Below are 24,974 nucleotides of genomic sequence, written 5' to 3'. Positions count from 1 at the left end.
GTGAGGGGGGTGGTGGGGCCGGGCGTTCCCGGGTGGGGGGCCACCGACGAGGCGACGGCCGCCGACGATGCGGCCGGGTCGGTGTGGGCCGCCGGGGGAAGCCCCGAGTCGGCCGCGCCCGCGGGGGGAACGGCTGAGCCCGCGCTCGCCCCAGGCGGAAGTCCTGAGCCGGCAGCGTCCCGCGGCACCGCGCCCGAACCGGACGCGCCCGAACCGGACGTGTCCACCGCGCCCCCGAGCCGCCCCTCCGGGCCGAACGCCGCCGCCTTTCGTCGGGCCGCCCTTCCGGCCCTCCCCGCTCGCCACCTGGCCACCGTGCCCATCACGAACACGGTGAGGACCAGCAGCACCATCAACTGGCCGATGAACAGGCCCCAGAAGAGCCCGTACCCCGAGAGCTGGCCCTCCGGAGTGTCCGGCCATGCGCCGGGGACGTCGTGCGGCTGCTGGATGAGGTGGCGCATCGCGAGCGGCGTACGGGCGAAGGTGACCTTCGAGGGCCAGGAGCCGTGGTCGAAGAGGCCCGCGAGGCCTGTTGCCGACCACACCAGCAGGGTCATGCCCAGCAGAAACGCGAGCACTCCGACCAACAGCCCGTCGGGAATGCCCCCTTCATCCCGTTCGCCCTCGCGGCGCCGCTCGTCCGGTCTCATCTCATGCCGCCGTTCTCATGCCGCCGTTCTCATGCCGCGTTCTCAAGCCACCGTGGACTCGGAGGAGTCGTCGAGGTCGCTCAGGTGCTGCTCCACGAACGCCGCCGCGCGCTCCTCCGCCTCCAACTCGGCGGCTCGCAGCGCGTCGTCCGACATGTCGGCGGACGACTCGGTCATGGCGCGGTCGGTGAAGACGAGAGGGCGTTCCGTCTCGGTGATCAGGTGTTTGACCACCTGGACGTTGCCGTTGACGTCCCACACGGCGATACCGGGGGTCAACGACGGGATGATCTCCACCGCCCATCTGGGCAGGCCCAGTACCCGGCCCGTCGCCCTCGCCTCGTCCGCCTTCTGGGCATAGATCGTCCGGGTCGAGGCCATCTTCAGGATCGCCGCGGCCTCCTTCGCCGCGGCCCCGTCGACCACGTCCGACAAGTGGTGGACGACCGCCACGAACGACAGACCCAGCCGACGGCCGAACTTCAGCAGGCGCTGGAAGAGCTGGGCGACGAACGGGCTGTTGATGATGTGCCACGCCTCCTCGACCAGGAAGATGCGCTTCTTCCGGTCGGGGCGGATCCACGTGTGCTCCAGCCACACTCCGACGATCGCCATCAGGATCGGCATGGCGATCGAGTTGCGGTCGATGTGGGACAGGTCGAACACGATCAGCGGCGCGTCCAGGTCGATGCCGACCGTCGTGGGGCCGTCGAACATGCCCCGCAGGTCACCGTCCACCAGACGGTCGAGCACCAGGGCCACGTCCAGGCCCCAGGCCCGTACGTCGTCTATGGCGACGTTCATCGCTTCCGCCGACTCCGGCTCGGGATGGCGCAGTTGCTCCACGATGTCCATCAGGACGGGCTGACGGTCCACGATCGTCTCGTTGACGTACGCGTGCGCGACCTTCAGCGCGAAGCCCGAGCGCTCGTCGAGCCCGTGCCCCATCGCGACCTCGATGATCGTCCGGAGCAGCGCGAGCTGCCCGGTCGTGGTGATCGCCGGGTCGAGCGGATTGAGCCGGATCCCCATGTCGAGGGCCGCCGTCGGGTCGAGCCGGATGGGAGTGATCCCCAGCTCCTCGGCGATGAGGTTCCACTCGCCGACGCCGTCCTCACCCTGTGCGTCGAGTACGACGACCTGCCGGTCGCGGAACCTCAACTGCCGGAGGACGTACGTCTTTTCCAGGGCCGACTTGCCGTTGCCGGACTCGCCGAGCACCAGCCAGTGCGGTGCCGGGAGCTGCTGCCCGTACAGCTGGAAGGGGTCGTAGATGTAGCCCTTGCCGGAGTACACCTCGCGGCCGATGATGACGCCGGAGTCGCCGAGGCCGGGCGCGGCCGTCGGCAGGTAGACGGCCTGGGCCTGTCCGGTGGACGTACGCACCGGCAGCCGGGTCGTCTCCACCTTGCCGAAGAGGAACGACGTGAAGGCTTCCGTGAGGACGGTCAGCGGATCCCGCATGAAGTCCTACCTCCGGATGCCGGTCGCGAACGGGAGTGTGTTGACGAAGGCTCGGTGGTGCTCGCGATCGCACCACTCGAGTTTCAGATACGACTTGCCGGCCGAGGCGCGGATCGTCCGCTTGTCGCGGGCGAGTGCCTCGGGGTTGCGGGACGAGACGGTGATGTAGCCGACGAGATTGACGCCGGCCGCGCCGCTCGCGAGGTCCTCGCCCCGCTGGTCCAGACGGTTGTGCGAGGCGATGTCGCGCGGGTCGACGGTGCGGTTCATCTTGGCCTGGCGGCTGGCCTCCGCCTCGTCGTTCGTCTTCTCGGTCAGCATCCGCTCGATGGCGACCTCGGTGGGTTCGAGGTCCATGGTGACGGCGACGGTGCGGATGACGTCCGGCGTGTGGACCAGCAGGGGCGCGAGGAAGTTGACGCCGACCGGTGTCATCGGCCACTCCTTCACCCACGCCGTGGCGTGGCACCAGGGCGCGCGGGTGGAGGACTCGCGGGTCTTGGCCTGGAGGTACGTCGGCTCCATGGCGTCCAGCTCGGCCGGCCAGGCGTTGCGTTTCGTCATCGCCTGGATGTGGTCGATCGGGTGGTCCGGGTCGTACATGGAATGGACGAGGGACGCGAGGCGCCCCTGGCCCAGCGGCTGGCGCACGCGGATGTCGGCTTCCTGCAACCGCGAGCAGATGTCGGTCAGTTCACGCGCCATGACGACGGCGAGGCCCGCGTCCTTGTCCAGCTTCTTGCCGCCCTGGGGGCGCGCGGCCCGTGCCATCGCCTGGCCCTCGGCGGCGAGTTCGCGCGAGTAGTGCATGCAGGCGACCAGGTACGCGCGGTGCTGCTCGCTGCTGGTGGACACCATGGACTGGAGCTGGTCGTACGACTGCCGCAGCCAGCCGGGGGAGCGCTCGTCTCCTCGGACGGCGACGTCCTTGGCGTGGGCGTCCGGGTCGGCGGGGAGGGTGCGGGCCAGCATCTGGAGGCGGGTGACGAAGCCGTCGCCGTTCGCGACGTGCTTGAGCAGCGTCCCGAACCGGTCGACGAGGGCCTCCTGGTCCTCGGAGTCGCGCAGGCCGACGCCCGGCCCCTCGATCTCGATCGCGGCCGTGACGGTGCGCCGGTCGGCGTGTAGGAGGACCGCGATCTCGTCCGGTCCGAAGGGCGCCGCCAGCCAGGTGATGCGTCCGATGCCCGGCGGCGGGCCGACCTCGACCTCACGGCCGTCGGTGCGGGTGCCGGCCTCCATGACGTTGCTCCGGTACGTCGTGCCCTGGCGGAGTGTTCTCTTGAAGCTGCGGTTGATCTCGAACCACCTGTAGAAGGTGCGGCGCTTGTACGGCACGTACACCGCCGCGAGCGCCAGCATCGGGAAGCCCACCAGCAGGACGATGCGCAGGGAGAGCACGGGGACGAGCAGGCCGCACATCATGCCGAGGAACGCGCCCACGATGATCAGCGCGATCTCGCCGGATTCGCGGTTCTTGCCGACGATCGCGTTCGGCCGGGCGCGGCCGATCAGATATGTACGGCGGGGCGTGACCGGATGGGACACATGGGACTCGGTCGTCAACGCCCTTCACCTCCCGAGCGGTTGGCACTGCTGTTGCGGGTGTTGCTGGCGTGGGGGGTGTTCGCCGGGCTGCTGCGCTGCGGGGGCGCGGTGGCGGCGGGGGCGGGGGCGGATCCTCCGCCGCCGCCGTTGGAGGACGGGCGGGTGCTGTGGGCGGCCACGCCGCCGGAGGCGGGGTTGGTGGGGCGGGGGCCGCCTCCGCCCTGGTCGCCGCCGCCGCTGTTGTTGTCGGCCCGGGTGCTGTGCGTCTTGATGCCCTGGGCGACGAGGGTCGCGGGGGAGCTGATGACGGCCGCGGCCTTGCCCTCGGCGCCCTGCATGATGCGGTTGTGCCGGGAGTGCGCGATCTCGTCGCCGAAGCCGGGTACGAAGCGGTAGATCATCGCGCTCGCGAAGATGGCCAGCAGGATGATGGCGAGCCCGGAGACGACGGCCGAGAAGGCGTCCGGTCCGTCCTCGCCGGCCAGCGCGCCGGCCAGGCCCAGCACGATCACGATGACCGGCTTCACCAGAATCACCGCGATCATGATGCCGGCCCAGCGGCGTACGTGGCCCCACAGGTTCTTGTCGACGAGACCCGCGTACACGACGGTGCCGAGCAGCGCGCCGACGTAGAGGAGGGCGGCGCGGATGACGAGCTCGAGCCAGAGGACTCCGGCCGCGAGGATGGAGACCAGGGACACGACGATGAGCATGATGGGCCCGCCGCCGATGTCCTCGCCCTTGTCCAGGGCGCCGGAGAAGTTGCCGAAGAACTGATCCGTCTGGTTGCCGGTCGTCTTGGCCAGGACCTCCGCGACGCCGTCGGTCGCCGAGACGACGGTATAGAGGATCAGCGGCGTGAACGCGGACGCGAGGACCGTCAGCCAGAGGAACCCGATCGCCTCCGAGATGGCCGTGGTGAGGGGTACGCCTCGTACGGCCCGCTTGGCCACCGCCAGCAGCCACAGCAGGAGGGTGAGGATCGTCGACGCCGCGAACACGACGGCGTACTGCTGCAGGAACTTCGGGTTCGTGAAGTCGACGTTCGCCGTCTCCTTCACGGCCTCGCTGAGCTTGTCGATGGTCCAGGAGGCGGCGTTGGCGCAGCCCTTTGCCAGGGAGGAGAGGGGGTCGAGCGTGGAGGTGGGGTCTTTGAGGGTGCCACCGCCTCCGCCTCCGGAGCCGCCGTCTTCTTCGCAGTACTCCTGGGCGGGGCCGGCGATCAGTGAGCAGGGATCGTCAGAGGGCTTCGGGGTCGGCGCCGCGTGGGCGTGTGAAGCCAGCAGCATGCCTGCGGTCTGTACGGCAGCTACGACTCCGGTGAGCTTGAGTGCGCGGTGTGGGCTACCGGGCATACGTGAACCCTCCGAACTCCTCGACTGCCTTGCCGATCTCATCGGTCCCGGAGACGGGGTTGTCGCCGTTGACGGGGGTAGGGCCGGTCTTCTGACTGGTTTCCAGGACCTTCCAGTCGTCCCCGCTCCAGTTCAGCTTCACAGTCACGGTGAACCAGCTGCTGGACACGGGATTGTTGGAACTCTCCCCGGTGAGTCCGAACAGGCCGTTGCACCAGACCTGGACGGTGGCCGCGTCGGAGCTCGAGGACGTGACCTTGGTGCCCGCGGGCAGCGTGCGGTTCACGAATGTGGTCCCGGTGGGTGCACTGCCGTCCTCGTTGAGACCGATCCTCTTGAGGAGGGCCGCCGAATAGTCGGCGTCGAACCCGGACTGGAGCCGGTCCAGGGCGCTGGGATCGGCGACGGTCTTCACGATCTCGTGCCGCTTGGAAGTGTTGAACATGCCATCGGACCCCAGCGCCACCGCATAGTTCGCCGCAGCCGACTCCGCCCCCTGGCGGTCATGGGCGAAGCCGGAGGGGATTCCTCCGGTCTTCGCCTCGACCGGACGCTGGCCGGAGGCGGCCGTCGGGGACGTGTCCGTTCTCTCGCCGCTGTCGTCTCCCGAGCCGGAATCACCGCCCCCACGGTTCGCGAAGGCGATGGCGGCGATCAGGAGCACCACCACACCCACCACCGTGATGAGGCTGCGAGACGACGAACGGCCGGTGCGGCGCGCGCCGCCGTAGACGTCGCCGGAACCGTCGGGGAGCCGCGTACGGGTCTGGCCGGTGCCGCCGTACCCGCCCTCGTCGCCGCGCGAACCGTGCTCGTCACCGAGACTCATGTCGCGTACGCCCCCTCAATCTCGTGCTGGACCGCGTGGTACGACGGTAGCCGCGCGGATACTCGCGCGGGCGCGGTGTGTGACTCGACATCAGGGAAACGCAACCTCAGCCGGTGGGCACGTCGGACGGGTGTGTTGGAGGGAAAACGGGCGCGCCCGGCCGGATCTGAGGGGGCGCCGGGCCGACGACCGTCTACACGGCCATGCCGTACACGATGGTGAAGAGTGTGCCCAGTGAGCCGATGATGAAGACCCCGGTGAGGCCCGCGATGATGAGGCCCTTGCCTTGTTCGGCACTGAAGGTGTCGCGCAGGGCGGTGGCGCCGATACGCTGCTTCGCCGCGCCCCAGATCGCGATGCCGAGGCAGAGCAGGATGGCTACCGCCATCACGACTTCGATCATGACCCGCGCCTCGTTGCCCAGGTTGCCGAAGGGGCCCCAGTCCGGGGCGATCCCGCCGATGATCGTGGTGATATCGCCCTTTTCGGCTGCTACAAACATGTAAGTCACCGCCCCTGGTGGGTAGTTCCGCACCCCCTGCCACTGCGCAGAGGTCAGGCATCATTGTCGCTGACAATGTCGCTGTCGCATGTCGACTTGGCGTCATTGGTTGGCGGGTTTCGTACGTGTCCTTTGCCACCAGCCCGGACGTGGCCCTTGCGGGGTGTGGGCCGGTGGGCAGGAAGGTGCATGGTCACTCTGTGTATCACGGCAGGTCACGCCGGGCAATGAAGTCGAACCGGAACCTGTGGTGTGGTTCCGTCGTTAAACCCCTTCTGCGTGGCGGCCGCCCACTCCGCCCCGCCCATCGAGCCCGCCCGCGTCCCGTGTGCGCCGGTCCGTCGTGCCGATGGTGTCCGGGTCGCCCGTCTCCTGGTGAGTAGACGCCCGCCCGTTCTGCCCGTTCCGCCTTCGCGAAGGCTATCTCGGGGCGGGGTGCGGGGAGCTGTCGGGGTGTCAGGGCCTGTGCTGGGCTCGTGCGGGACTTTGTGCCGGACGTGTGATCCGGTGGCGGATGGATCTGAAGTGCAACCCTTGGGTTGCGCGTGGTGGGCCGATGTGCAACTCTGGAGTTGCATCTGATGGTGCAGTGCGGCATGAAGGAGTCCCTCATGAGTGAGGACCGCATCGAACGCGAGACGCTGATCGCGGCACCCCTGGAGCGGGTCTGGTCGCTGGTGGCCCAGCCCGGGTTCTGGGTCGCCGACAAGGCGAGCCTGCCCGGCACCGTGGCCAGGGAAGGTGAGTCGATGGTGGCGAAGCACCCGGAGCACGGCGATTTCCCGGTGCGTGTGGAGAAGGTCGAGTCGCCCACGTACTTGGCGTATCGCTGGACCAGCGCGTTCCCCGGAGAGGAACTGCGCGAGGACAACAGCACCCTCGTGGAGTTCACGCTGACCCAGGAAGGCGACCAGACGCGGCTGCGCGTCGTCGAGAGCGGGTTCGCGGCGCTGGCCGGTTCCGAGGAACTGCGCAGCCAGAACCTGAAGGACCACACCCAGGGCTGGCCCCTGGAGCTCGGAGCGCTCAAGGAGCGCGCCGAACAGCCCTCCGCATGACGGAAGAAGGTCCCGGCGCCGCCGAGGCCGTCGACAGTGTCCTCGTCGCGCTGGCCGACCCGACGCGACGTCAGCTGCTCGATCTGCTGGCCGCGCGGGGCGAGGTCACCGCGACGACGCTGGCCGAACACCTCCCTGTCTCGCGGCAGGCGGTGGTCAAGCACCTCGCCGCCCTGGACGCCGCGGGGCTGGTGTCCCGCAGCAAGGTCGGGCGCGAGGTGCGGTACGCGGTGCGGCCGGCCGCGCTGAACGCGACGGCGCGGTGGATGGCCTCGCTGGCGGCCGACTGGGACCGGCGGTTGGCGAACATCAAGCGCATCGCGGAGGCGGCTGAGGCGGCGGAGCGGGATTCCCGCTAGCCAGGGCATGTTCGGCCGGCCGTGGCGGCGAACCCTCAAGTCGCCACGGCGCTTCCCGAAGTCACTTCCCGCACGACTGCAGAAGGAGGAAGACCATGGTGGACACCGTCCCGCTTCGGGACGCCTACCGCGCGCTGCTGGACGCCGCTGCCACAGTGGCCGACTCGGGCGACGCGATCCCCGCCCCGCCGGCCGGCGAGTGGAACGCCGACCAGATCCTGGCGCACGTAGCCATCGTCAGTGCCGCCACGATCGCCGCCGTCTCCTCTGTCTCTTCGGGGGCGAACACGACGTACGACAACCGCATGGCGCTCGACACCTGGACCATCGGCCGCGTCATCGCGCGCGCCGGCGGCAAGGCCGGGCTTCGGGACCGCGTTCGCCTCCAAGGAGACGCCCTCTGCGGACTCGGCGGACCGATGCTGAGCGAGGCCGAACTCGACACACCGGTGCCCACCCTGCTCCTGTCCCACGGCACAGTCCTGGTCGATCAGCCTGTGCCGCTGAGAGACCTCATCACGGGCCTCGCACAAGTGGAGCTGCCCGGCCACACGAAACAGCTTCTGGCCCTGCTGCCGGGAGGCGGCGGGGCCGAACCCGCGATGTGATCCCGGCTCAGGTCAGCTTCTTGTCCGTCACCCATGGCGTCAGTTCGGGCCGCTTGGCGGTGCGCCCGTCGCCCGAGGAGCGGCCCCGCAGCCGTCGCCAGGCCCAGGGGCCCAGGAATCCCACGGCCCAGCGCACATCGGCGCTCGTGGTGCGCAGGGCGGAGACCGGGGTGGGCGGCGGCAGGGGAGGCAGCGGGTCGGACCAGTCGGCGTGACCCGGCAGGCCGAGGGTGTGTGCCATGCCCGAGGCGAGCCGGGCGTGGCCCAGCGGCCCCGCGTGGATCCGGTCCGGGCTCCACAGTCGCGGGTCGGACGTGACCGGATGCGGGAAGACGTCCAGGACGGCGACGCCGTGGCGTTCCGCGGCGGCGCGCAGGCGGGCGTTGAGGTCGAGGACGCGCGGCAGCGCGCGGCGGGCGAACGGTGAGACCTTCCCCAGGTCGGGGTACGTCACTGTGGCCACCCGTGCACCCGACTCGGCGAGCCGCGCGAGCATCTCCTCGATGTCTCCCACGATCCGCTCGGCGTCGAAGCCGGGGCGCACCAGGTCGTTCATGCCCGCCACGACGGTCACCAGGTCCGGCTTCAGCGCGAGGGCCGGTTCGAGCTGCTCCGCCCTGATCTGCGCCGTCACCTTCCCGCGTACGGCGAGATTGGCGTACGTGAACTCCGGGTGCCCCTCCGCCAGGATCTCGGCGAGCCGGTCCGCCCAGCCCCGGTGGCCGTGCACCTCGTCCCCGTCGCCGATGCCTTCCGTCTGACTGTCGCCGATGGCGACGTACCGCGTGTACGGGTGCGTGGTCATGCGCCGAGCTTCGTGCTGGTCCTCAGGTGCGGTCAATGCCGATGTCCCTGCCGGGCCCATCCATCACTTGACGCTTATATAAGCAAGAAGCTATACATTGGCCATGCACGCGTTCGATGTTCTCGGAGACCCCGTGCGCCGCAGGATTCTCGAGCTTCTCGCCGACGGGGAGATGAGCTCGGGGGCGGTGAGCGAGGTCATCGGAGATGAGTTCGGGATATCGCAGCCCGGCGTCTCGCAGCACCTCAAGGTCCTGCGGGAGAACGGGTTCGCCACGGTACGGCCGGAGGGGACCCGGCGGTTGTACGCGGTGAACTCGGAGCCGTTGCGGGACATCGACGCTTGGCTGGGCCAGTTCCGGCGGTTCTGGACGCCGCACCTGGACGCCCTGGCCACAGAGCTGGCACGGGGAAAGCGCGAGCGCCGCCGCCGAGAAGCCGGCCGGGACAAGACCGCAGGAGACCGAGCGGAGAACCAAGCACGTCCCCCGAGGAGCAAGCCATGATCGACGTCACCCATCAGATCAATGCCGTACGGCGCCAGGTCGGCAAGCGCATGTTCAAGGCCGGCGAGGCACGCGTCGTCACGGTGAGTCAGACGTACGACTCGGACGTCGAGGACGTCTGGGACGCCTGTACCAACGCCGAGCGCATCCCGCGCTGGTTCCTGCCCGTCTCGGGCGACCTGACTCCGGGCGGCCGCTACCAGCTGGAGGGCAACGCGAGCGGGACGATCGAGCGGTGCGATCCCCCCAAGGGCTTCGCCGCCACATGGGAGTACGACGGGCACGTGAGCTGGATCGAGCTCCGGCTCACGCCGGATGCCGAGGGCGGCACGCGGTTCGAACTCGCGCATCTCGCCCACGTCGACGACGACCCGAAGTGGGCGGAGTTCGGCCCCGGAGCCGTCGGTGTGGGGTGGGATCTGGCGGTCATGGGCCTGGCCATGCATCTGTCCTCCGGACGACGTGTCAATGATCCCCAGGAGGTGGGGGCGTGGCTCGGGTCCGAGGAGGGCAAGCGGTTCATGACGCTCAGCAGCCAGGGCTGGTGTGATGCGAACGTCGCCGCCGGCGAGGACGTGACGGTCGCGCGGACGGCGGCCGACGCCACGACCGCCGCCTACACCGGCGCTTCGCCGGAGTCCTGACCAGCGGCGAACTCGGGCCGGTGTCGGCGGGAGGCTGTCTCGCGAGAGGATGACACTTCGGCGCAAAGTGTTCACGGCTTTCGACAGGCTCGGCTGGGGGACGCCTCGTCCGCCGGCCACGCAACCCGCAGGAGCTGCTCTTGGCAACCGGAGAACCGCGGACACTCGCCCCGCGATCGATGCCGTACTGGCCAGGCGCCTGGTCGATACGCAGTTCCCGCAGTGGGCCGACCTGCCTCTCAAGCTGCTCGACCCGGCAGGCTCGGACCATGTGATCTACCGGCTGGGCGAGGAGCTGTCCGTCCGGCTGCCCCGCCACGCCGGGGCCATCGGCCAGGCCAGGAAGGAGTCCGAGTGGCTTCCCCGGCTCGCCCCGCACCTGCCACTGGCCGTCCCGGTACCGGTGGGGGTGGGTGAGCCCGACTTCGATTACCCGTGGCCCTGGGCGGTGTCCCGCTGGCTGGAGGGTGAGGTGGCGACCGTTGAGGCATTGGCCGGCTCATCCGCGGCTGCCGTGGAACTGGCGGAGTTCCTGACCGCCCTTCAGCAGTTCGTGCCCGAGGACATCCAGGCCGAGGACGCGTGCGGGGACCTCGCCGTCCGGCCGCTGGCCGACCGGGACCGCGCGACGCGAGCCGCCATCGCGGAGGTCGACGGCGCGTTCGACACCGCGGCCATGACCGAGCTGTGGGACGCGGCGTTGAGCGCCCCGGGATGGGATCGCCCTCCGGTCTGGTTCCACGGCGACTTCCACACCGGCAATCTGCTGACCGTCGACGGCCGCCTCAGCGCGGTCATCGACTTCGGTGGGCTCGGCATCGGCGACCCGGCCTGCGACCTGACCATCGCCTTCACGCTGATGTCGGCCGGGAGCCGGGCCGCCTTCCGGGCCGCGCTCGGCGTGGACGACGCCACCTGGACCCGGGGCCGCGGCTGGGCGTTGGCCACTGGCCTGAACGCCTACACCTCCTACGCCGCCGTCAACCCCCGGGTCGCCGCGCAGACCACCCGCCAGATCACCGAGGCGCTGATCGGCTGAGTAACCGATTCCCGGAACGGACAGTCGAACTGGGCCGTATCGGCGGCACGTTGAGCACTGACCTTCATGCGCGAACGTGACCTGCAGCGGCACGGTGGCGCGGGTGTGCCTCGGTGTACGGCAGGCCCGCCGAGGTGAGGGGCGCGGTGGCGTCAGTGGTCGTGACCGTGGCGCCCGTTGCCGGTGGCGCGGCACGTGGTTGTGGTCGCGGGCGGTGCGGTCGAATCTCTGACGACGAGCTTCGTGGCGAGCTCGGTGCGCTTGGCGGCGAAGGGTTCGCCCTTGATCTGCCGGAGCAGGGAGTCCAGCGCGGCTCGGGCTATCGCGTTCAGCGGCTGGTTCACGGTCGTCAGCCGGGGGACGGACTCCTCGGCCAGGTAGGACCCGTCGAACCCGACCACACTGAGGTCCCGGGGGATGGCGATGCCGCTGCGGCGTGCCCCGGCGAGAATGCCGGAGGCGATGAGGTCGTTGGCAGCGAAGATCGCTGTGGGGGGAGTGCCGAGGGAGAGCAGTGCGGTGAGGCCGCGGACTCCGTGTTCGGCGTGGAACTGGCCGTTGACGATGTACTGCTCGTCGACGGGGATGCCCGCGGCCATGAGAGCGGCCAGGTAACCGTGCAGGCGGGCGAGGTTGCAGTCGACGGTCACGGCACCGCCGACGAACGCGATGCGGCGGTGGCCGAGTTCGATGAGGTGCTCGGTCGCCGACTTGCCGCCGGACCAGTCGGTGGCCCCTACGCTCACGACGTCCGACGGTGTGTTGTGCGGGTCGATGACCACCACGGGGATCTTCCGGCGGAGGAAGGCGTTGAGCTGTGAGTCCCTTACGGCGGGGGTGACCACCAGGAGCCCCCGGCGTCCCTCCTCGACCATGCGCCGAGCCCGGGTTTCCGGTGTCGGACGCTGGGCGGACGGCCCACTCGTCCCGCTCGCGACCGTCTTGCTCACGACCGTTTCGATGCCGAGCTCGACGGCGTAGTCGAGCAGCCCGTCAAGGATCTCGGTCATGTAGCCGGAGCCGAGCGAGCCGATCAGAATCTCGACGACCGGGGGGCCGACGGCGACGGTTCTCGCGGCGCGTCGTTGCCGGGGAGACTCGTATCCCGCTTCCTCGAGCGCCCTGACCACCCGGGCTCTGGTCTCCGCGGAGACGTCGGTCCGGCCGTTGAGCACCTTCGACACCGTCGGCGCCGACACGCCTGCTCGACCGGCCACGGCCGCGAGGGTCGGCTTGGGTGCCTTCCGCACCGCATCACGCATGGATCGCCGCCCCACGGAACGAAATAATTTCGGACCGGCTCAGCGTGGCGGCCCTCGGGTGCCGAGTCAAGCAGCGTCCCTGATCTGCGAAAAGAATGACTCGGTCATCGGATAACGCCTCAGATCTCGCGACGTATTGGGGCGAGTGCTGAGATCCGGCGTCCTTGACGCTGCCTGACCTGCTCCTTAGGGTCACCCCGGATTTCGAGTTCATCCGAAATTATTTCGAATCCCGGTAGGCGAAGGAGAGCGTCTGACCATGCGCCGCAGACAAGCCCTCGTCGTGCGTGGCGGCTGGGAGGGCCATCAACCGGTCCAGGCGACCGAGTTGTTCCTTCCCCATCTGAAGAACCACGGGTACGAGGTACGCGTCGAGGAGTCCCCTCAGGTCTACGCGGACGCCTCCTTCATGGCCGACGTCGACCTGGTCGTGCAGTGCGTGACCATGTCGACCATCGAGGAAGGGGAGGTGCGGGGCCTGCGCGCCGCGGTCGAGGCGGGCACCGGCCTTGCCGGATGGCACGGCGGCATAGCCGACTCCTACCGCAACAGCTCCGACTACCTGCACCTGATCGGCGGACAGTTCGCCTGCCACCCCGGGGTGCATCCCGCGGAACGCACGGGCGAGCAGTCCGACAACTACGTCCCTTACACGGTCAACATGCTGCCCGCGGCCGCCGACCACCCCATCACCCGCGGCATCGACGATTTCGAACTCGTCACCGAGCAGTACTGGGTGCTCTGCGACGACTACATCGATGTGCTGGCCACGACCACGCAGAAGGTACGGGACTGGGACCCGTGGAAGAGGCCCGTCGTGTCCCCGGCGATCTGGACCAGGCAGTGGGGACAGGGCCGGGTCTTCGTCGCCACTCCTGGTCACCACATGCCGGTTCTGGAGGACCGCAATGTGAGGACCATCATCGAGAGAGGACTGCTGTGGGCAAGCCGCTGAACATCGGAATCATCGGCTGTGGCGTCATCAGCGGCCAGTACCTCGCGAGTTTCGACAGGCTGGTGACGGTCGACCTGGTCGCTGTCGCCGACCTCGCCCCCGATCGCGCCGCGGCAGCCTCAGAGGGCCGTGCCGGGGTGAGAGCGTCCACGGTCACAGAGCTGCTGTCCGCCGCCGACGTGGAACTCGTGGTCAATCTGACCGTCCCCGACGCACACGCGGAGATAGCCCTTCAGGCGATCACGGCCGGGAAGAGCGTCTACGGGGAGAAGCCGCTCGCCGCAACCGCCGCCCAGGCGCGAGCCGTTCTCGAAGCGGCGGCGAAGGCGGGCGTCGTCGTCGGCTGCGCTCCCGACACGGTCCTGGGGACCGGCATCCAGACCGCCCGTGCGGCGATCGACGGAGGGCTGATCGGCGCACCCGTGGCAGCGACAGCCACCATGGTCGTCCCCGGCCACGAACGGTGGCACCCGAACCCGGACTTCTACTACGGGCCCGGGGGAGGCCCCCTGCTGGACATGGGCCCGTACTACGTGTCCGCCCTGGTCACGCTGCTCGGCCCGGTCACCTCGGTGCTCGGGACCGCCAGCCGCACCCGGCCCACCAGGGTCATCGCGACCGGCCCGCGCAGCGGGGAAGTGATACCGGTCAGCACCGACACCCACGTCACCGGCGTCCTCACGCACGCGTCCGGGGCGCTGTCCACCCTCGTCATGAGCTTCGACGCCGTCGCCACGAAGTCGGCGAACATCGAGATCCACGGCGAAACCGGCAGCCTCGCGGTCCCGGACCCGAACCACTTCGCCGGAGAGGTGCAGCTGCGCCGCCTCCACGGCGACGCATGGGAGACCCTTCCCGTGTCCGCGGGGTACCGCGACGCCGGCAGGGGGTACGGAGTCGCGGACCTTGCGTTGACACCACCCGGTGAGGAACCGAGAGCCGGGGGCGCCCTCGGGTATCACGTACTGGACATCCTGGAATCCGTTCTCACTTCCGCTGCCGACGACCGAAGAGTGCGCGTGACGAGCACAGCGGAGAGACCCGCCCCCGTTCGCCTCCAGTCGCTCGACCGGCTATGAGGAATGAAGAGGGGGCGATGCGGCGTCCTCCGCTTCCTCGATGCCCTCCACGAAGTGGTCGAACTCGCCTGCCTGAACGCCGAGTACGAAGGCGTCCCACTTGCGGCGGTTGGTCGTCACGACGTTGTCCGGGGCACTCGTCTCGCGGATGTAGACGGGAGCGTCCCCGTCGTCCCCCTCGCCGAAGGCGATCTCGATCCAGGGACCGGGTCCGGTCGCCTCCGGCGGGGCAGCGCGTTCCCAGGTGAGGTTCGGGGGGACTTCAGCCACGGGAGGTTTCCTCCTTGAGGGTGCGGAGGAGAGCGGAGAAGGCGTGCGGGGTGGTCCCGAGTACGGCTCGGGCCGGGTCGCTGCTTTCGGTGAGATGGATTGTGCCGGTGGGGGCGGCGGCGACGTTCACGCAGGAGTCGCCCTCGCCGCAGTAGGACGACTTCTGCCAGGTGTGTATGGGCATATCGGTTCCCTTCACAGGTCTTGGGCGATGCTGTGGATGAACTCGCGTGACTCCTTTGGGGCCAGGGCTTTGGCCTCCATACGTTCCAGGAGCAGGCGGTACTTGCTGAGCTGGGCCTCGGCGTCCAGGAACACCGGGCCGTGGGACTGGTCGAGGTGGACGGTGTCGAGCTGAGGCACCGGGCCGCTCGAGTAGAAGATCGACTGTCCTGATCCCGGGAAGCCTCCGGCCGCGAACGGGAGCACCTTGATGATGATGTGCTCGCGTTCGCTCATGTCCAGCAGGTGCCGCAACTGAGCCTTGGCCACGGCGAAGCCGCCGAACTGCATGCGCAGAGCGGCCTCGTGGACAAGAGCCACGTACGGGGTTGGTGGGTCTCGGAAGATAACGGCCTGGCGCTTGATGCGGAACGAGACCCGATGCTCGATGTTGGGCGGCGAGAGGTCCGGCACGACCTGGCGGAACGTCTCCCGGGCGTGGTCCGTGGTCTGGAGCAGACCAGGCATGTGCACCGTGATGGCCGTGCAGAGACGCGCGGCGTGGTGTTCGACTTCGGCGAGGTCGAGTAGCGCGCTGGGCAGGATCTCGCGGTACTCCTCCCACCAGCCGCGCTTGCGGTCCCCCGTCATCCCGGCGATGGCCTCGACGAGCGCCGTGTCCGAGCAGTCGTAGTGGCAGGCCATGGTGCGTACCCGCTCAGGGCTCACACCCGCGCGTCCTGCCTCCATGTTGCTGATCTGGTTCTGCTTCACACCGAGCAGTTGACCCGCCTCGGTGGCGTTCAAGCCTGCGCGCTCTCTTAGTTTGCGCAGTTCAATGCCCAAGCGGAGTTGACGACCCGTCGGGTTGGTTCTCACGGGCTTGTCCGCCTCCTTGCTGCGGCCAGTCACCCACACGGGTGGCATCTCACGGTTTTAAGGGGAACTGTGTAATGCGTTATACGGCTGCCGCTATCTTATTGCCAGGCGCCCCGCCCAGAAGCACCCCGCTCGACGGAGCGGCCGCGGTCACTGGGCAACCGTCCAACTCCCCTCCGTGATCGGGGACTTCCGCTGGCAACCGTATCCCCGTCCTGGGCCTACACCCTTCAACTCCCGCACGATCCCCGCGCACCGGGTGTCGCCCGCGCAACCCTCCGTACCGTCCTCGCCGCACACGACCTCACCCAACTCAGCCCCACAGCGGAGCTGTTGGCCTCCGAGTTGCTCACCAACGCCCACCTGCACACGAGGGGCCCGTACGCCCTGCGTCTGTGCGCCGCCGACTCCGGGCGCCTCCGCATCGGCGTGTGGGACTCCGATCCCACCGTCCCGCCGGTCTTCGACGCCGTACCCGCGCCGGCCGAGCCGGACGCCGAACACGGCCGCGGTCTGCACCTCGTACGGGCATGCGCCGACGCGTGGGGCGCATACACCCTGAGCGCCGCCCGCGGCGGCAAGCTGCTGTGGGCCGAGTGCGGGAGCGAGCCGGATTGTCAGTGGGGCAGCCTACGGTGATGGCCATGCCATGGGGCTCCCGTACGCATCCGCGACCCAGCCCGGGGAATCTGCGCGAGATCGCCGAGAGGGTCGAGGGCGCGACAGGGCTGCGGGTGGAGATCGTGGGCGGAAAGCTCGTCATGTCCCCGACTCCTTGTGGGAAGCACGTGGGGGTGGTGTCGCAACTGCGTCAGCAGATTGGCACGGATCTGCCCGAAGGGCTGGGAGCGTACGAGGTGTCCTCGATCGCGCTGCCGGAGGATCCGGACGACTACGTCACGCCGGATCTCATCGTCCTGCCCATGGAGTGGGAGGATGACGACGACTGGCTGGCCGCTCCTGAAGACGCCGCGCTCGCGGTGGAGGTCATCTCCCAGTCCGAGAAGTCCAGGGAGATCAGGGACAAGGCCGACTGGTACGCCGTCGCGGGCGTGGCCGTCCTCCTGGTCGTCGATCCCCGCAAGGGCACCTGGGCCCTGCACACCCACCCGGACAACGGCGCCTACCGCGACGTGCTGCCCGGCAAGTTCGGGGAACCCGTGCCGCTGCCCCCGCCCCTCGGCTTCGAGGTCGCCACGGACCGCTTCCCCTTGTACGGCGATTCGCCGCGTGCCGGGCGAGGTACACGCTCGTAGGAGTTGGGCGACCCTTCACGCAGGATTCTCAGGCAGGTCCAGGCGTTTCTCTCACCTCGTGTGGCAAGACTCTTCCCGATGCAGCGCCCCACCCGTCCCCCCGGTATCCGGCGGTACGCCTTCCTCGCCGCCGTCGCCCTGCTGGCCACCGGCTCCGTCTCCACGGCGACCGCTCACTCCTCCCGTACACCCGCCGAACCCCTCGGAGTCACCACACCGGCCGCCGCAAACGCCGCCGACGCCCGCATCGGAGTGCTCAGCAGCGACGGTGCGCACTTCTGTACCGCCTCCGTCGTGCACAGCGAGGGGAGGGATCTCATCGCCACGGCCGCTCATTGCCTGGGCGGGGGCGGGGAGATCGTGTTCGTGCCCGGCTATCGGGACGGCAGGGCGCCGTACGGGGAGTGGGCCGTGACGAAGATGTACGTCGGTGATGGGTGGAAGGGGAGTCAGGACGAGGACAGCGACGTCGCGTTCGCCGTGGTGGCCGACCGCGACGGGAAGGGCGTCGAGGATGTCGTCGGGGCGAATCGTTTGGCGACCGGGTCGGCGACCGGGGCCGCCGTCGTGACCGTCACCGGGTATCCGAGCTCCCGCGAGACGCCCATCAGCTGCAGGAACAGGCCCGTTGCTCACAGCCGTACGCAACAGCGCATCGCATGCCCCGATTTCACGAGCGGCACCAGCGGCAGCCCATGGGTCAACAAGGACGGAGAGGTCGTGGGAGTGCTGGGCGGATACGAGCAGGGCGGGGCGACCGCGGACATCTCGTACAGCGTCGTCTTCGGAAGCGGAGCCTCCGCGCTGTATCGGGAGGCGGCCTCGATGGGGAAGTGACCTTTGTGGCAAGGTCGGTTCGGTGGACGCACTCAAGGACCGGGATCCCGCGCAGATCGGCTCGTACACGCTGCTCGCACGGCTCGGCGCGGGCGGCATGGGGCAGGTGTACCTCGGCCGGTCGCCCGGTGGGCGGCTCGTGGCGCTGAAGGTGATCCGGGACGAGATCACCGATCACCCGGAGGCGCTGGCACGGTTCCGCCGCGAGGTGGACACCGCGCGGGCGGTGCGGAGTGCGTACACGGCGAATCTCATCGACGCGTCGCTGGACGTCGCGCCGTACTGGCTCGCCACCGAGTACGTGTCGGGGCCGACGCTCAGCGGGGCCGTCGCCGAGCGGGGGCCGCTGCCGCCGGAGACCTGCCGGGGGCTGTTCGCCTCGCTGGCGGAAGGCCTCGCGGCGGTGCACGAGCACGGCGTCACACACCGGGATCTCAAGCCGCAGAACGTCATCCTCGCGGCCCAGGGGCCGCAGCTCATCGACTTCGGCATCGCGCGGGGCGCCGGGCAGACGGCGCTCACCGAGGCGGGGTACGCGCCCGGCACGCCCGGCTTCACCGCTCCCGAGGTGCTGATGCGCAATGAGGTCGGGCCGGCGGCGGACGTGTTCGCGCTCGGCGCGACACTCGCGTACGCGGCTACCGGCCGGCCCCCGTTCGGCATGGGCGAGCCCGCCGGGGTGAGCTACCGGGCCGTTCACGAGCCGATCGATCTCGCGGGCGTGGAACCGCGGTTGGCGCAGCTCGTCGAGGCCTGCGTCGCCAAGGACCCGGCAGCGCGACCCGGCCTCGCCGAAGTCATCGCGCGGTGCGGGGTACGGGCGGCGCTGGTCGAGGACACGTTCTACGGAGGGCTCGTGGGGCTGGGGGAGGCCGTGCCGCAGACGCCCCCTCAGCGCGTTCCGCCCGCTCCGGCCGCCCCGCCCCTGGGGCCGCACGAACTGCCGACGGCCTCGGCGCCAGGTGTCCATGGGTACACGCCCACCCAGCTCTCCCAGCCGACGCGTCGGCGTACCCGGCCCTGGATGGTCGCGGTGGCGGTGGGCCTCGTGGTGGGGATCGGGGCGGCCTTCGTCCTCATCCCGGAGAAGGACAAGGGCGGTGACGAGTCCACGGCGGGGAGCGGCAAGTCGCCGACCCCGTCTTCGAGTACGTCGGACGCCGCGAAGGGCGGCGCGCCCGCCTACGCGGAGGACAAGATCGACCGCAACCTCTGGGACTCGGCCACGAACAAGTGCAACCTCCCCTACGAGGAGCGGCCGAGTCAGAAGTTCCTGACGTCCATCGAGGATCCCGACGATCCGGGGTTCAAGGACCCGTCGACCACCACGTTCGCCAACAAGGTGAAGATCGGGTTCGCCGACATGCTGGCGTCCGCCGGGGACGGCAAAGCGCCGTACTACGTCACCATCAGCGTGAAGCCGCCCCACGACATCGACCCGAGCACCGGAAAGCCCGTCGAGGGGCTGCTGAGCGACAACGTGAACGTGGGCTACACCAGCAAGCCGGTCGACCTCTACGGGGGCGGCGGTCCGAATAAGTGGAAGTTCGTCACATACCCCGACGACTTCCGCAACTGGCCCGTCGGCGGCCGCAAGCCGCGGCCCGCCATCCCCCTCGTCAACGACCCCGGCGCCTGGACCGTGCAGTTCCACCACGTCCGGACTCCCGGCGACTACGCGAGCTTCCTGTGCACCGGGTTCACAGCGGCGAAATGACGCCATCCTCGCCGCAAACAGCCTTGAAACGCGCCGACATGGGGGAGGGTTGAGCCGTGCGGAAAGTATGGGTGGCCGGTGGCATCGCGGTCGGGCTCGGGATGAGCTTCGTGATGCTGCTCGTCGTCGGGGTGTACATGACGGCAGGCAACCTTGCCAACGGCGTGGGCAAGGGGAGTGTCGGGCTCGCCAAGGGGGCCGTGCCCGCCACCTATCAGCCGCTCGTGCAGAAGTGGGGCAACCTGTGCCCCGCCATCAACCCCGCGCTGCTCGCCGCGCAGCTCTACCAGGAGAGCGGTTGGGATCCGGACGTCGTCAGCCCCGCTGACGCGCGCGGTATCGCGCAGTTCATCCCCGGCACCTGGGCCACCCACGGCGTCGACGGCGACGGGGACGGCGACCGGGACATCTGGGACCCCAATGACGCGATCCCGTCGGCCGCGTCGTACGACTGCTCACTCGCCAAGTACGTGAAGGACGTGCCCGGGGACGCCACCAACAACATGCTCGCGGCCTACAACGCGGGCGCGTACCGCGTCATCAAGTCGGGCGGGGTGCCGGCGATCAGCGAGACGCAGCACTACGTCAAGACGATCCGCACGCTGGAGCAGAGCTTCGCCAAGCCGGTGACCCGTGTCGATCCCTCGCGGCAGGCCGCCGGCGCCATCTCCTACGCCCAGAAGAAACTCGGCACCCTCTATCTGTGGGGCGGCAACGGCACGGCCGACCAGGGCGGTCGGTTCGACTGCTCGGGGCTGACGAAGGCCGCGTACGAAAGTGTCGGGATCGAGCTGCCGCGGGTCGCCAACGATCAGTACAACGCCGGGCCGCACCCGCAGCGGGACGAACTGCTGCCGGGCGATCTGGTGTTCTTCTCGGACGACCTCACCAATTCCCGGGCCATCCGGCACGTGGGGATCTATGTGGGCGGCGGATACATGATCAACGCGCCACGGCCGGGTGCCGTGATCCGGTTCGACCCGATCGACACGCCGGACTACTTCGGGGCGACCCGGGTCACCGAAGATGGCGCGAAAGCGCTGCCGACACGGGTGTGAAGTGGCCGGATCTTTCCGTTACTGCCTGTTACAGTCACCCCCTGAGCTGCGGGTATGAGTCTCTCTTCGATAACGTCTGCGTGATCATCCGGTGGATTGTGGAACGTAGAGAAGGGGACTGTGCGTTCCTGTGGCGTAGCCGACCACGGGGGTGAATGGCGCGGCGCATCGGCAAGGTGCGCCGGGAAGATGACGACGAAGGGGCCGCAGCACCATGGCTGGACTCGCCGAATCCGGGGCGAACCCCGACGTCGACCTGCTGTACGACATCAATGGTCTCGCCAAGGATGCGCCGCACTGGTTCGACCGGGTCATGGAGTTCGTGGGTGAGTGGGGTCTCCTGCTCGCCATGGTGCTGCTGGTGATGTGGTGCTGGTGGACCGTGCGGCGGCGCGGTGGCGAGGACGCCGCCTCGTCCGTGGCCGGGCTGGTGTGGGCGCCGCTCGCGGCAGGCATCGCGGTGCTGGTGAACGTGCCGATCAGGGGCTTCGTCGAACGGCCCCGGCCCTTCTTCGACCACCAGGGACTCGACGTCCTCATCCAAGGCAAGACCGACTACTCGTTCGTGAGCGACCACGCGACGCTCATGATGGCGATGGGCGTCGGACTGTTCGTCGCGAACCGGAAGTTCGGGCTCGTGGGGATCGGGCTCGCGCTGTTCGGCGGGTTCTGCCGGGTTTACATGGGCGTGCACTATCCGACGGACGTCATCGGTGGGTTCGCGCTGGGCACCGCCGTCGCCCTGCTGCTCTCGCCGCTCGCCATGGCTCTGCTCACGCCCGTGACGCGGGCCGTGGAGCGGTCGCCGAGCGCCGGGTGGCTGATTCGGGCGCGGGGCGCTTCTCCCGAGGGTGAGGAGAAGACGTCGGTCGCCGGGGCTCGGGAGGGTACGGAGCCGGAGGCCGAGGAGCGGGACCTGGCGGCGTAGCGCCTGCCGCCGCCGCTTGTCCGGCAGGCGGGCATCGCTACAGCGCCTGTGGATACGTGAAGAACCGGTCCGGGTCGTACTGCTTCTTCAGGGCCGTGAGGCGTGTTGCCGCCGGGCCGTAGTAGGCGGAGCGCCAGTTCTTGAGGGTGGGGTCGGTGTAGTTCTGGTAGGCCGCGCCGGAGGCGTGGGCTTTCATCGCGCTGTGGGCGGACGTCAGCCAGGCCTGGGCTGCGGAGCCGGAGGTGCCGGCGCGCCAGGAGGCCATGTACTGCGCCAGCATCCGGGAGCGGCGGTGGACGAAGGCCGTGGCGGTCGGATCGACGCGGTTGACGGCGCCGCCCAGCGCCGTGAGCGCGATGCTGCCCGCGCCGCCTCGGACCGCGGATATGCGGGACAGCAGGGTCTGGATGCCCGTGGCTGAGATCGAGCGGTCGAAGAAGTCCGAACGGGCCGCGTAGGTCTCGCGGCCCAGCGCTCCCTCGGGCGAGCGGCCGGGGGTCTCGCCCGGCAGGTGGCACTTGGCGTCGGAGGAGAAGGAGGCGCAGCCCGCGTACATCTCCATCGACGCCTCGTACGAGCGGCGCTGGAGCGAGACGCCCGCGGCGCGGGAGCCGATCTGGTCGGCCAGGCGGTCGACGGCGTTCTGCAGCTCGCCGTACGTGCCGAGCGAGAAGGCGGAGACCGAGACCCTGGGCGTGCCGCCGGCCGCGTTCTCGAGGTGGACCGATGACCAGATCTCGTCGGGCTGGTCCGGGCCCCACTCCTGCCAGGCGGCCAGGACGGCTGCGGCCTTGGCCCAGGGCCAGGTCATGTTCGCCGTTACGGCCTGGGGAGCCGGGTGGGTCCGGAAGCGGAGCTCGGTGACCACGCCGAAGTTGCCGTTGCCCGCGCCGCGCAGGGCCCAGAAGAGGTCCTTGTTCTCGCTCGCGTCGGCGGTGAGCTCTTTGCCGTCGGCCGTGATCAGCGTGGCCTGGGTGAGGCTGTCGCAGGTCAGACCGTACGCACGGGAGACGACGCCATGTCCGCCGCCGAGCGTGAGGCCCGAGACGCCGACCGTGGGGCAGGAGCCGGCGGGGATCGTGACGCCCTTCGCCGCGAGGGACCGGTACACGTCGATCAGCTTGGCGCCCGCGCCGATCACGGCCTCGTTGCCGGAGGCCCGGACCTTGGCGAGCCGGGACACGTCGATGATGAGGCGGCCGTCGCCGGAGGACCAGCCGGCGTAGGAGTGGCCGCCGTTGCGGATGGCGACGGGGACCTTGCGGGCGCGGGCGTACGAGAGGGCCGTACGGATGTCCGCCCTATGGGCGACGTATGCCACGGCCGAGGGCTTCAGCGAGTCGAAGCGGGTGTTGTACAGCCGGTGGGCGGCCGCCCACTCGCCGTCGCCCGGACGTACCAGGCCGCCGTCCAGGTCCTTGGCGAGGGCCGCGAGGTCGGCGGCGGCCGGCGTACGCGTTTTCGTGATCTGCGCGCCGGCCGTGTCTGCTCCTTTGGCGGACTGTGGCTCCAAACCGTTGCCGCTGCACGCGGCGGTCGCTGCGGCCGTGAGGGCCGCGGCGCCCGCTCCCACGAACGAACGTCGTCGCATGTGTGTCCCCGCCTCTCGTTGTGTCACGTGGGACGAGACGGGACCGGGACGGCCGGGGTTCCAAGGGCAGAGGAAGGACCGCGGGAGCGTAGGAGCGGACACCGCGGAGCACCGCGTTACCGGGTTGCACGGACGTTGCCAGGAAGCGCGGAGGTATCGGAACTCCCACGTGTTCTCCCCGTAAGCATTCCGTGACCTCACCGCACTGACGGCAGGGGTTCACCCTCCGTTCACTCACGGCCATCGGCGGCTTCACCTGATCTGCCTAATTTCGGCCTTACGCGGTGCGTTGCGTGCTCAGAAGCGCGCTCACGTATCGCTCGATATCAGCGGTGTGTATCCGCGGTACATATCGGCAGTACGACGGCAGTCTCGTACGGACGAGAGGCTGCGACACGACTTCGCACGCCGCACGTGGACGGCGGCTCCTGGAAGGAACTCCCGAAAGTGAAGCTTCAGCGCAAGAACCGGCTGCGCGCCCTGTCCCTCGGTGCTGTCGCCGTCTCCGGCGCCCTGGCGCTGACGGCGTGCGGGTCCGACGAGACGGGCAGTGGCGGCGACGGCGGTACCCAGGCCGCCCCCGCCGGCAACATCAAGTGTGACGACGCCAAGGGGCAGCTGCTCGCCGACGGCTCGTCCGCACAGAAGAACGCGATCGACGCCTGGGTCAAGGCGTTCACCGCCGAGTGCTCGGGCGTGCAGATCAACTACAAGGGCGGCGGCTCGGGCGCCGGTGTCACCGCGTTCACCCAGGGCCAGGTCGCTTTCGCCGGCTCCGACTCCGCGCTGAAGCCCGAAGAGGTCGCTGCCTCCAAGAAGACCTGCTCCGGCGGTCAGGGCATCGACCTCCCGATGGTCGGCGGCCCGATCGCCGTCGGCTACAACGTTCCGGGGGTCGACGACCTGGTTCTGGACGCCGAGACCCTGGCCAAGATCTTCGACAGCCAGATCAAGACGTGGAACGACCCGGCGATCAAGAAGCTGAACCCGGACGCCAAGCTTCCCTCCACCAAGATCCAGGCGTTCCACCGCTCGGACGAGTCCGGCACCACGGACAACTTCACCAAGTACCTGAAGGCCCAGGCTGCCGACGTCTGGGGCAAGTACGAGGGCGGCAAGGCCTGGGAGGCCAAGGGCGGCCAGTCCGCTTCCGGCTCCTCCGGTGTCGCCCAGCAGGTGAAGCAGACCGAGGGTGCCATCGGCTACTTCGAGCTGTCGTACGCCAAGGACCCCATCCAGAAGGTCAAGCTCGACACGGGTGCCGACGCGCCGGTCGAGGCCTCCGTCGACGGCGCCACCAAGGCCATCGCGGACGCCAAGGTCGTCGGCACGGGCAAGGACCTGGCGCTCGAGCTGAACTACGCGACCAAGGCCGAGGGCGCCTACCCGATCACCCTCGTCACCTACGAGATCGTCTGCGACAAGGGCAACAAGGCGGACACCCTGCCCGCCACCAAGGCGTTCCTGACCTACATCGCGAGCGAGGACGGCCAGAAGGCTCTGGCCGACATCGACTACGCCCCGATCCCCGCAGAGATCATCGCCAAGGTCCGTACCACCATCTCGGGCCTGAGCTGACCTGAGTGCGGCCCGGCCCCCCCCGGGGGGCCG

General features: G+C 69.4%; 26 protein-coding genes and 1 pseudogene. 15 read left to right on the top strand and 12 right to left on the bottom strand.

Features of this window, described 5'->3' with window-relative positions; genetic code table 11:
* From FGD71_RS49390 to FGD71_RS38585, 6 genes and pseudogenes are all read right to left on the bottom strand, one after another.
* Window positions 1–653: pseudogene (locus tag FGD71_RS49390) on the bottom strand (type VI secretion protein); the annotation flags it as partial.
* A 42-nt stretch (window positions 654–695) separates the two neighbouring features.
* Window positions 696–2,117, bottom strand: coding sequence for an ATP-binding protein (locus FGD71_RS38605; RefSeq protein ID WP_119105215.1), 1,422 nt, complete (start codon window positions 2,115–2,117; stop codon window positions 696–698).
* Window positions 2,118–2,123: 6 nt separating this feature from the next.
* Window positions 2,124–3,683, bottom strand: coding sequence for an SCO6880 family protein (locus FGD71_RS38600; RefSeq protein ID WP_119105214.1), 1,560 nt, complete (start codon window positions 3,681–3,683; stop codon window positions 2,124–2,126).
* Entirely contained in the window at window positions 3,680–5,020 is a 1,341-nt protein-coding gene (locus FGD71_RS38595) for a hypothetical protein (protein WP_119105213.1), read from the bottom strand. The genes FGD71_RS38600 and FGD71_RS38595 overlap by 4 nt, the downstream gene beginning before the upstream one ends.
* Window positions 5,010–5,849 (bottom strand): DUF8175 domain-containg protein, encoded by an 840-nt coding sequence (locus FGD71_RS38590; protein ID WP_119105212.1) that lies wholly within the window; start codon window positions 5,847–5,849, stop codon window positions 5,010–5,012. The genes FGD71_RS38595 and FGD71_RS38590 overlap by 11 nt, the downstream gene beginning before the upstream one ends.
* A gap of 193 nt (window positions 5,850–6,042) precedes the next feature.
* Window positions 6,043–6,351, bottom strand: a complete 309-nt coding sequence (locus FGD71_RS38585) for a hypothetical protein (RefSeq protein ID WP_119105211.1) — start codon at window positions 6,349–6,351, stop codon at window positions 6,043–6,045.
* 611 nt (window positions 6,352–6,962) lie between these two features.
* Here FGD71_RS38585 and FGD71_RS38580 point away from each other — a divergent pair.
* From FGD71_RS38580 to FGD71_RS38570, 3 genes are all read left to right on the top strand, one after another.
* Window positions 6,963–7,409 carry an SRPBCC domain-containing protein gene (locus tag FGD71_RS38580; RefSeq protein ID WP_119105219.1) on the top strand — a complete coding sequence of 149 codons (447 nt, stop codon included), beginning with the start codon at window positions 6,963–6,965 and terminating at the stop codon, window positions 7,407–7,409.
* Complete coding sequence (locus FGD71_RS38575; RefSeq protein ID WP_119105210.1) at window positions 7,406–7,768, top strand: ArsR/SmtB family transcription factor; 363 nt, start codon at window positions 7,406–7,408, stop codon at window positions 7,766–7,768. Before FGD71_RS38580 ends, FGD71_RS38575 begins: the two co-directional genes overlap by 4 nt.
* Before the next feature lie 95 nt (window positions 7,769–7,863).
* Entirely contained in the window at window positions 7,864–8,376 is a 513-nt protein-coding gene (locus FGD71_RS38570; protein ID WP_119105209.1) for a hypothetical protein, read from the top strand.
* A gap of 7 nt (window positions 8,377–8,383) precedes the next feature.
* Here FGD71_RS38570 and FGD71_RS38565 read toward each other — a convergent pair whose 3' ends face one another.
* A complete protein-coding gene (locus tag FGD71_RS38565) occupies window positions 8,384–9,181 on the bottom strand; it encodes an SGNH/GDSL hydrolase family protein (RefSeq protein ID WP_119105208.1) in 798 nt (265 codons plus the stop codon).
* 103 nt (window positions 9,182–9,284) lie between these two features.
* Between FGD71_RS38565 and FGD71_RS38560 the strand changes: the two genes are divergently transcribed.
* The 3 genes from FGD71_RS38560 to FGD71_RS38550 all read left to right on the top strand — a co-directional run bounded on the left by FGD71_RS38560 (window position 9,285) and on the right by FGD71_RS38550 (window position 11,369).
* Entirely contained in the window at window positions 9,285–9,686 is a 402-nt protein-coding gene (locus FGD71_RS38560) for an ArsR/SmtB family transcription factor (RefSeq protein ID WP_119105218.1), read from the top strand.
* Window positions 9,683–10,330, top strand: coding sequence for an SRPBCC family protein (locus FGD71_RS38555; RefSeq protein WP_119105207.1), 648 nt, complete (start codon window positions 9,683–9,685; stop codon window positions 10,328–10,330). Before FGD71_RS38560 ends, FGD71_RS38555 begins: the two co-directional genes overlap by 4 nt.
* A gap of 175 nt (window positions 10,331–10,505) precedes the next feature.
* Window positions 10,506–11,369 (top strand): aminoglycoside phosphotransferase family protein, encoded by an 864-nt coding sequence (locus FGD71_RS38550; protein WP_240436977.1) that lies wholly within the window; start codon window positions 10,506–10,508, stop codon window positions 11,367–11,369.
* Window positions 11,370–11,521: 152 nt separating this feature from the next.
* On the opposite strand, the gene FGD71_RS38545 is transcribed toward FGD71_RS38550, so the two are convergent.
* A complete protein-coding gene (locus tag FGD71_RS38545; protein WP_205571189.1) occupies window positions 11,522–12,586 on the bottom strand; it encodes a LacI family DNA-binding transcriptional regulator in 1,065 nt (354 codons plus the stop codon).
* Between the two features lie 304 nt (window positions 12,587–12,890).
* Here FGD71_RS38545 and FGD71_RS38540 point away from each other — a divergent pair, with 304 nt between their 5' ends.
* Together FGD71_RS38540 and FGD71_RS38535 are read left to right on the top strand one after the other, a co-directional pair.
* The gene (locus FGD71_RS38540) at window positions 12,891–13,586 is read left to right on the top strand and encodes a ThuA domain-containing protein (RefSeq protein WP_119105204.1); all 696 of its coding nucleotides are present in this window, start codon (window positions 12,891–12,893) and stop codon (window positions 13,584–13,586) included.
* Window positions 13,571–14,665 (top strand): Gfo/Idh/MocA family protein, encoded by a 1,095-nt coding sequence (locus FGD71_RS38535; RefSeq protein ID WP_119105203.1) that lies wholly within the window; start codon window positions 13,571–13,573, stop codon window positions 14,663–14,665. Before FGD71_RS38540 ends, FGD71_RS38535 begins: the two co-directional genes overlap by 16 nt.
* On the opposite strand, the gene FGD71_RS38530 is transcribed toward FGD71_RS38535, so the two are convergent.
* The 3 genes from FGD71_RS38530 to FGD71_RS38520 are packed head-to-tail and all read right to left on the bottom strand — an operon-like array spanning window position 14,660 to window position 15,976.
* Entirely contained in the window at window positions 14,660–14,935 is a 276-nt protein-coding gene (locus FGD71_RS38530) for a DUF397 domain-containing protein (protein ID WP_119105202.1), read from the bottom strand. The two genes, FGD71_RS38535 and FGD71_RS38530, sit on opposite strands and share 6 nt — an antisense overlap.
* Entirely contained in the window at window positions 14,928–15,119 is a 192-nt protein-coding gene (locus FGD71_RS38525; RefSeq protein WP_119105201.1) for a DUF397 domain-containing protein, read from the bottom strand. The genes FGD71_RS38530 and FGD71_RS38525 overlap by 8 nt, the downstream gene beginning before the upstream one ends.
* Window positions 15,120–15,130: 11 nt before the next feature.
* Complete coding sequence (locus tag FGD71_RS38520) at window positions 15,131–15,976, bottom strand: helix-turn-helix domain-containing protein (protein ID WP_240436975.1); 846 nt, start codon at window positions 15,974–15,976, stop codon at window positions 15,131–15,133.
* A gap of 81 nt (window positions 15,977–16,057) precedes the next feature.
* On the opposite strand from FGD71_RS38520, the gene FGD71_RS38515 reads away from it, so the two are divergent.
* From FGD71_RS38515 to FGD71_RS38490, 6 genes are all read left to right on the top strand, one after another.
* Window positions 16,058–16,615, top strand: coding sequence for an ATP-binding protein (locus FGD71_RS38515; protein ID WP_338120106.1), 558 nt, complete (start codon window positions 16,058–16,060; stop codon window positions 16,613–16,615).
* Complete coding sequence (locus tag FGD71_RS38510) at window positions 16,615–17,232, top strand: Uma2 family endonuclease (RefSeq protein ID WP_119105198.1); 618 nt, start codon at window positions 16,615–16,617, stop codon at window positions 17,230–17,232. Before FGD71_RS38515 ends, FGD71_RS38510 begins: the two co-directional genes overlap by 1 nt.
* Window positions 17,233–17,310: 78 nt before the next feature.
* Entirely contained in the window at window positions 17,311–18,069 is a 759-nt protein-coding gene (locus tag FGD71_RS38505) for a trypsin-like serine peptidase (protein ID WP_119105217.1), read from the top strand.
* A 22-nt stretch (window positions 18,070–18,091) separates the two neighbouring features.
* On the top strand, window positions 18,092–19,786 hold the full coding sequence (locus FGD71_RS38500; protein WP_119105197.1) for a serine/threonine-protein kinase: 1,695 nt from the start codon (window positions 18,092–18,094) through the stop codon (window positions 19,784–19,786).
* A 101-nt stretch (window positions 19,787–19,887) separates the two neighbouring features.
* On the top strand, window positions 19,888–20,844 hold the full coding sequence (locus FGD71_RS38495) for a C40 family peptidase (protein ID WP_240436976.1): 957 nt from the start codon (window positions 19,888–19,890) through the stop codon (window positions 20,842–20,844).
* Window positions 20,845–21,058: 214 nt separating this feature from the next.
* Window positions 21,059–21,772: a phosphatase PAP2 family protein gene (locus FGD71_RS38490; protein WP_119105195.1), complete on the top strand. Its 714-nt coding sequence runs from the start codon at window positions 21,059–21,061 to the stop codon at window positions 21,770–21,772.
* A gap of 37 nt (window positions 21,773–21,809) precedes the next feature.
* Here the strand turns inward: FGD71_RS38490 and FGD71_RS38485 are convergent, their stop codons facing one another.
* Window positions 21,810–23,363 carry an FAD-binding oxidoreductase gene (locus FGD71_RS38485; protein ID WP_119105194.1) on the bottom strand — a complete coding sequence of 518 codons (1,554 nt, stop codon included), beginning with the start codon at window positions 23,361–23,363 and terminating at the stop codon, window positions 21,810–21,812.
* 447 nt (window positions 23,364–23,810) lie between these two features.
* Between FGD71_RS38485 and pstS the strand changes: the two genes are divergently transcribed.
* Window positions 23,811–24,941 (top strand): phosphate ABC transporter substrate-binding protein PstS, encoded by a 1,131-nt coding sequence (gene pstS, locus FGD71_RS38480; protein WP_119105216.1) that lies wholly within the window; start codon window positions 23,811–23,813, stop codon window positions 24,939–24,941.
* Window positions 24,942–24,974: the final 33 nt, after the last annotated feature.

It is taken from the genome of Streptomyces sporangiiformans (assembly GCF_005768555.2).
In the GTDB taxonomy this organism is placed as follows: Bacteria; Actinomycetota; Actinomycetes; order Streptomycetales; family Streptomycetaceae; genus Streptomyces; species Streptomyces sporangiiformans.
This window is presented reverse-complemented; position numbering and strand designations above follow the sequence as displayed.

Coding starts and splice junctions, on each gene's coding strand:
- FGD71_RS38605 (WP_119105215.1), bottom strand. CDS start 2,117: ATGCGGGATCCGCTGACCGTCCTCACGGAAGCCTTCACGTCGTTCCTC.
- FGD71_RS38595 (WP_119105213.1), bottom strand. CDS start 5,020: ATGCCCGGTAGCCCACACCGCGCACTCAAGCTCACCGGAGTCGTAGCT.
- FGD71_RS38590 (WP_119105212.1), bottom strand. CDS start 5,849: ATGAGTCTCGGTGACGAGCACGGTTCGCGCGGCGACGAGGGCGGGTAC.
- FGD71_RS38585 (WP_119105211.1), bottom strand. CDS start 6,351: ATGTTTGTAGCAGCCGAAAAGGGCGATATCACCACGATCATCGGCGGG.
- FGD71_RS38580 (WP_119105219.1), top strand. CDS start 6,963: ATGAGTGAGGACCGCATCGAACGCGAGACGCTGATCGCGGCACCCCTG.
- FGD71_RS38575 (WP_119105210.1), top strand. CDS start 7,406: ATGACGGAAGAAGGTCCCGGCGCCGCCGAGGCCGTCGACAGTGTCCTC.
- FGD71_RS38570 (WP_119105209.1), top strand. CDS start 7,864: ATGGTGGACACCGTCCCGCTTCGGGACGCCTACCGCGCGCTGCTGGAC.
- FGD71_RS38565 (WP_119105208.1), bottom strand. CDS start 9,181: ATGACCACGCACCCGTACACGCGGTACGTCGCCATCGGCGACAGTCAG.
- FGD71_RS38560 (WP_119105218.1), top strand. CDS start 9,285: ATGCACGCGTTCGATGTTCTCGGAGACCCCGTGCGCCGCAGGATTCTC.
- FGD71_RS38555 (WP_119105207.1), top strand. CDS start 9,683: ATGATCGACGTCACCCATCAGATCAATGCCGTACGGCGCCAGGTCGGC.
- FGD71_RS38540 (WP_119105204.1), top strand. CDS start 12,891: ATGCGCCGCAGACAAGCCCTCGTCGTGCGTGGCGGCTGGGAGGGCCAT.
- FGD71_RS38525 (WP_119105201.1), bottom strand. CDS start 15,119: ATGCCCATACACACCTGGCAGAAGTCGTCCTACTGCGGCGAGGGCGAC.
- FGD71_RS38510 (WP_119105198.1), top strand. CDS start 16,615: ATGGCCATGCCATGGGGCTCCCGTACGCATCCGCGACCCAGCCCGGGG.
- FGD71_RS38505 (WP_119105217.1), top strand. CDS start 17,311: ATGCAGCGCCCCACCCGTCCCCCCGGTATCCGGCGGTACGCCTTCCTC.
- FGD71_RS38495 (WP_240436976.1), top strand. CDS start 19,888: ATGAGCTTCGTGATGCTGCTCGTCGTCGGGGTGTACATGACGGCAGGC.
- FGD71_RS38490 (WP_119105195.1), top strand. CDS start 21,059: ATGGCTGGACTCGCCGAATCCGGGGCGAACCCCGACGTCGACCTGCTG.
- FGD71_RS38485 (WP_119105194.1), bottom strand. CDS start 23,363: ATGCGACGACGTTCGTTCGTGGGAGCGGGCGCCGCGGCCCTCACGGCC.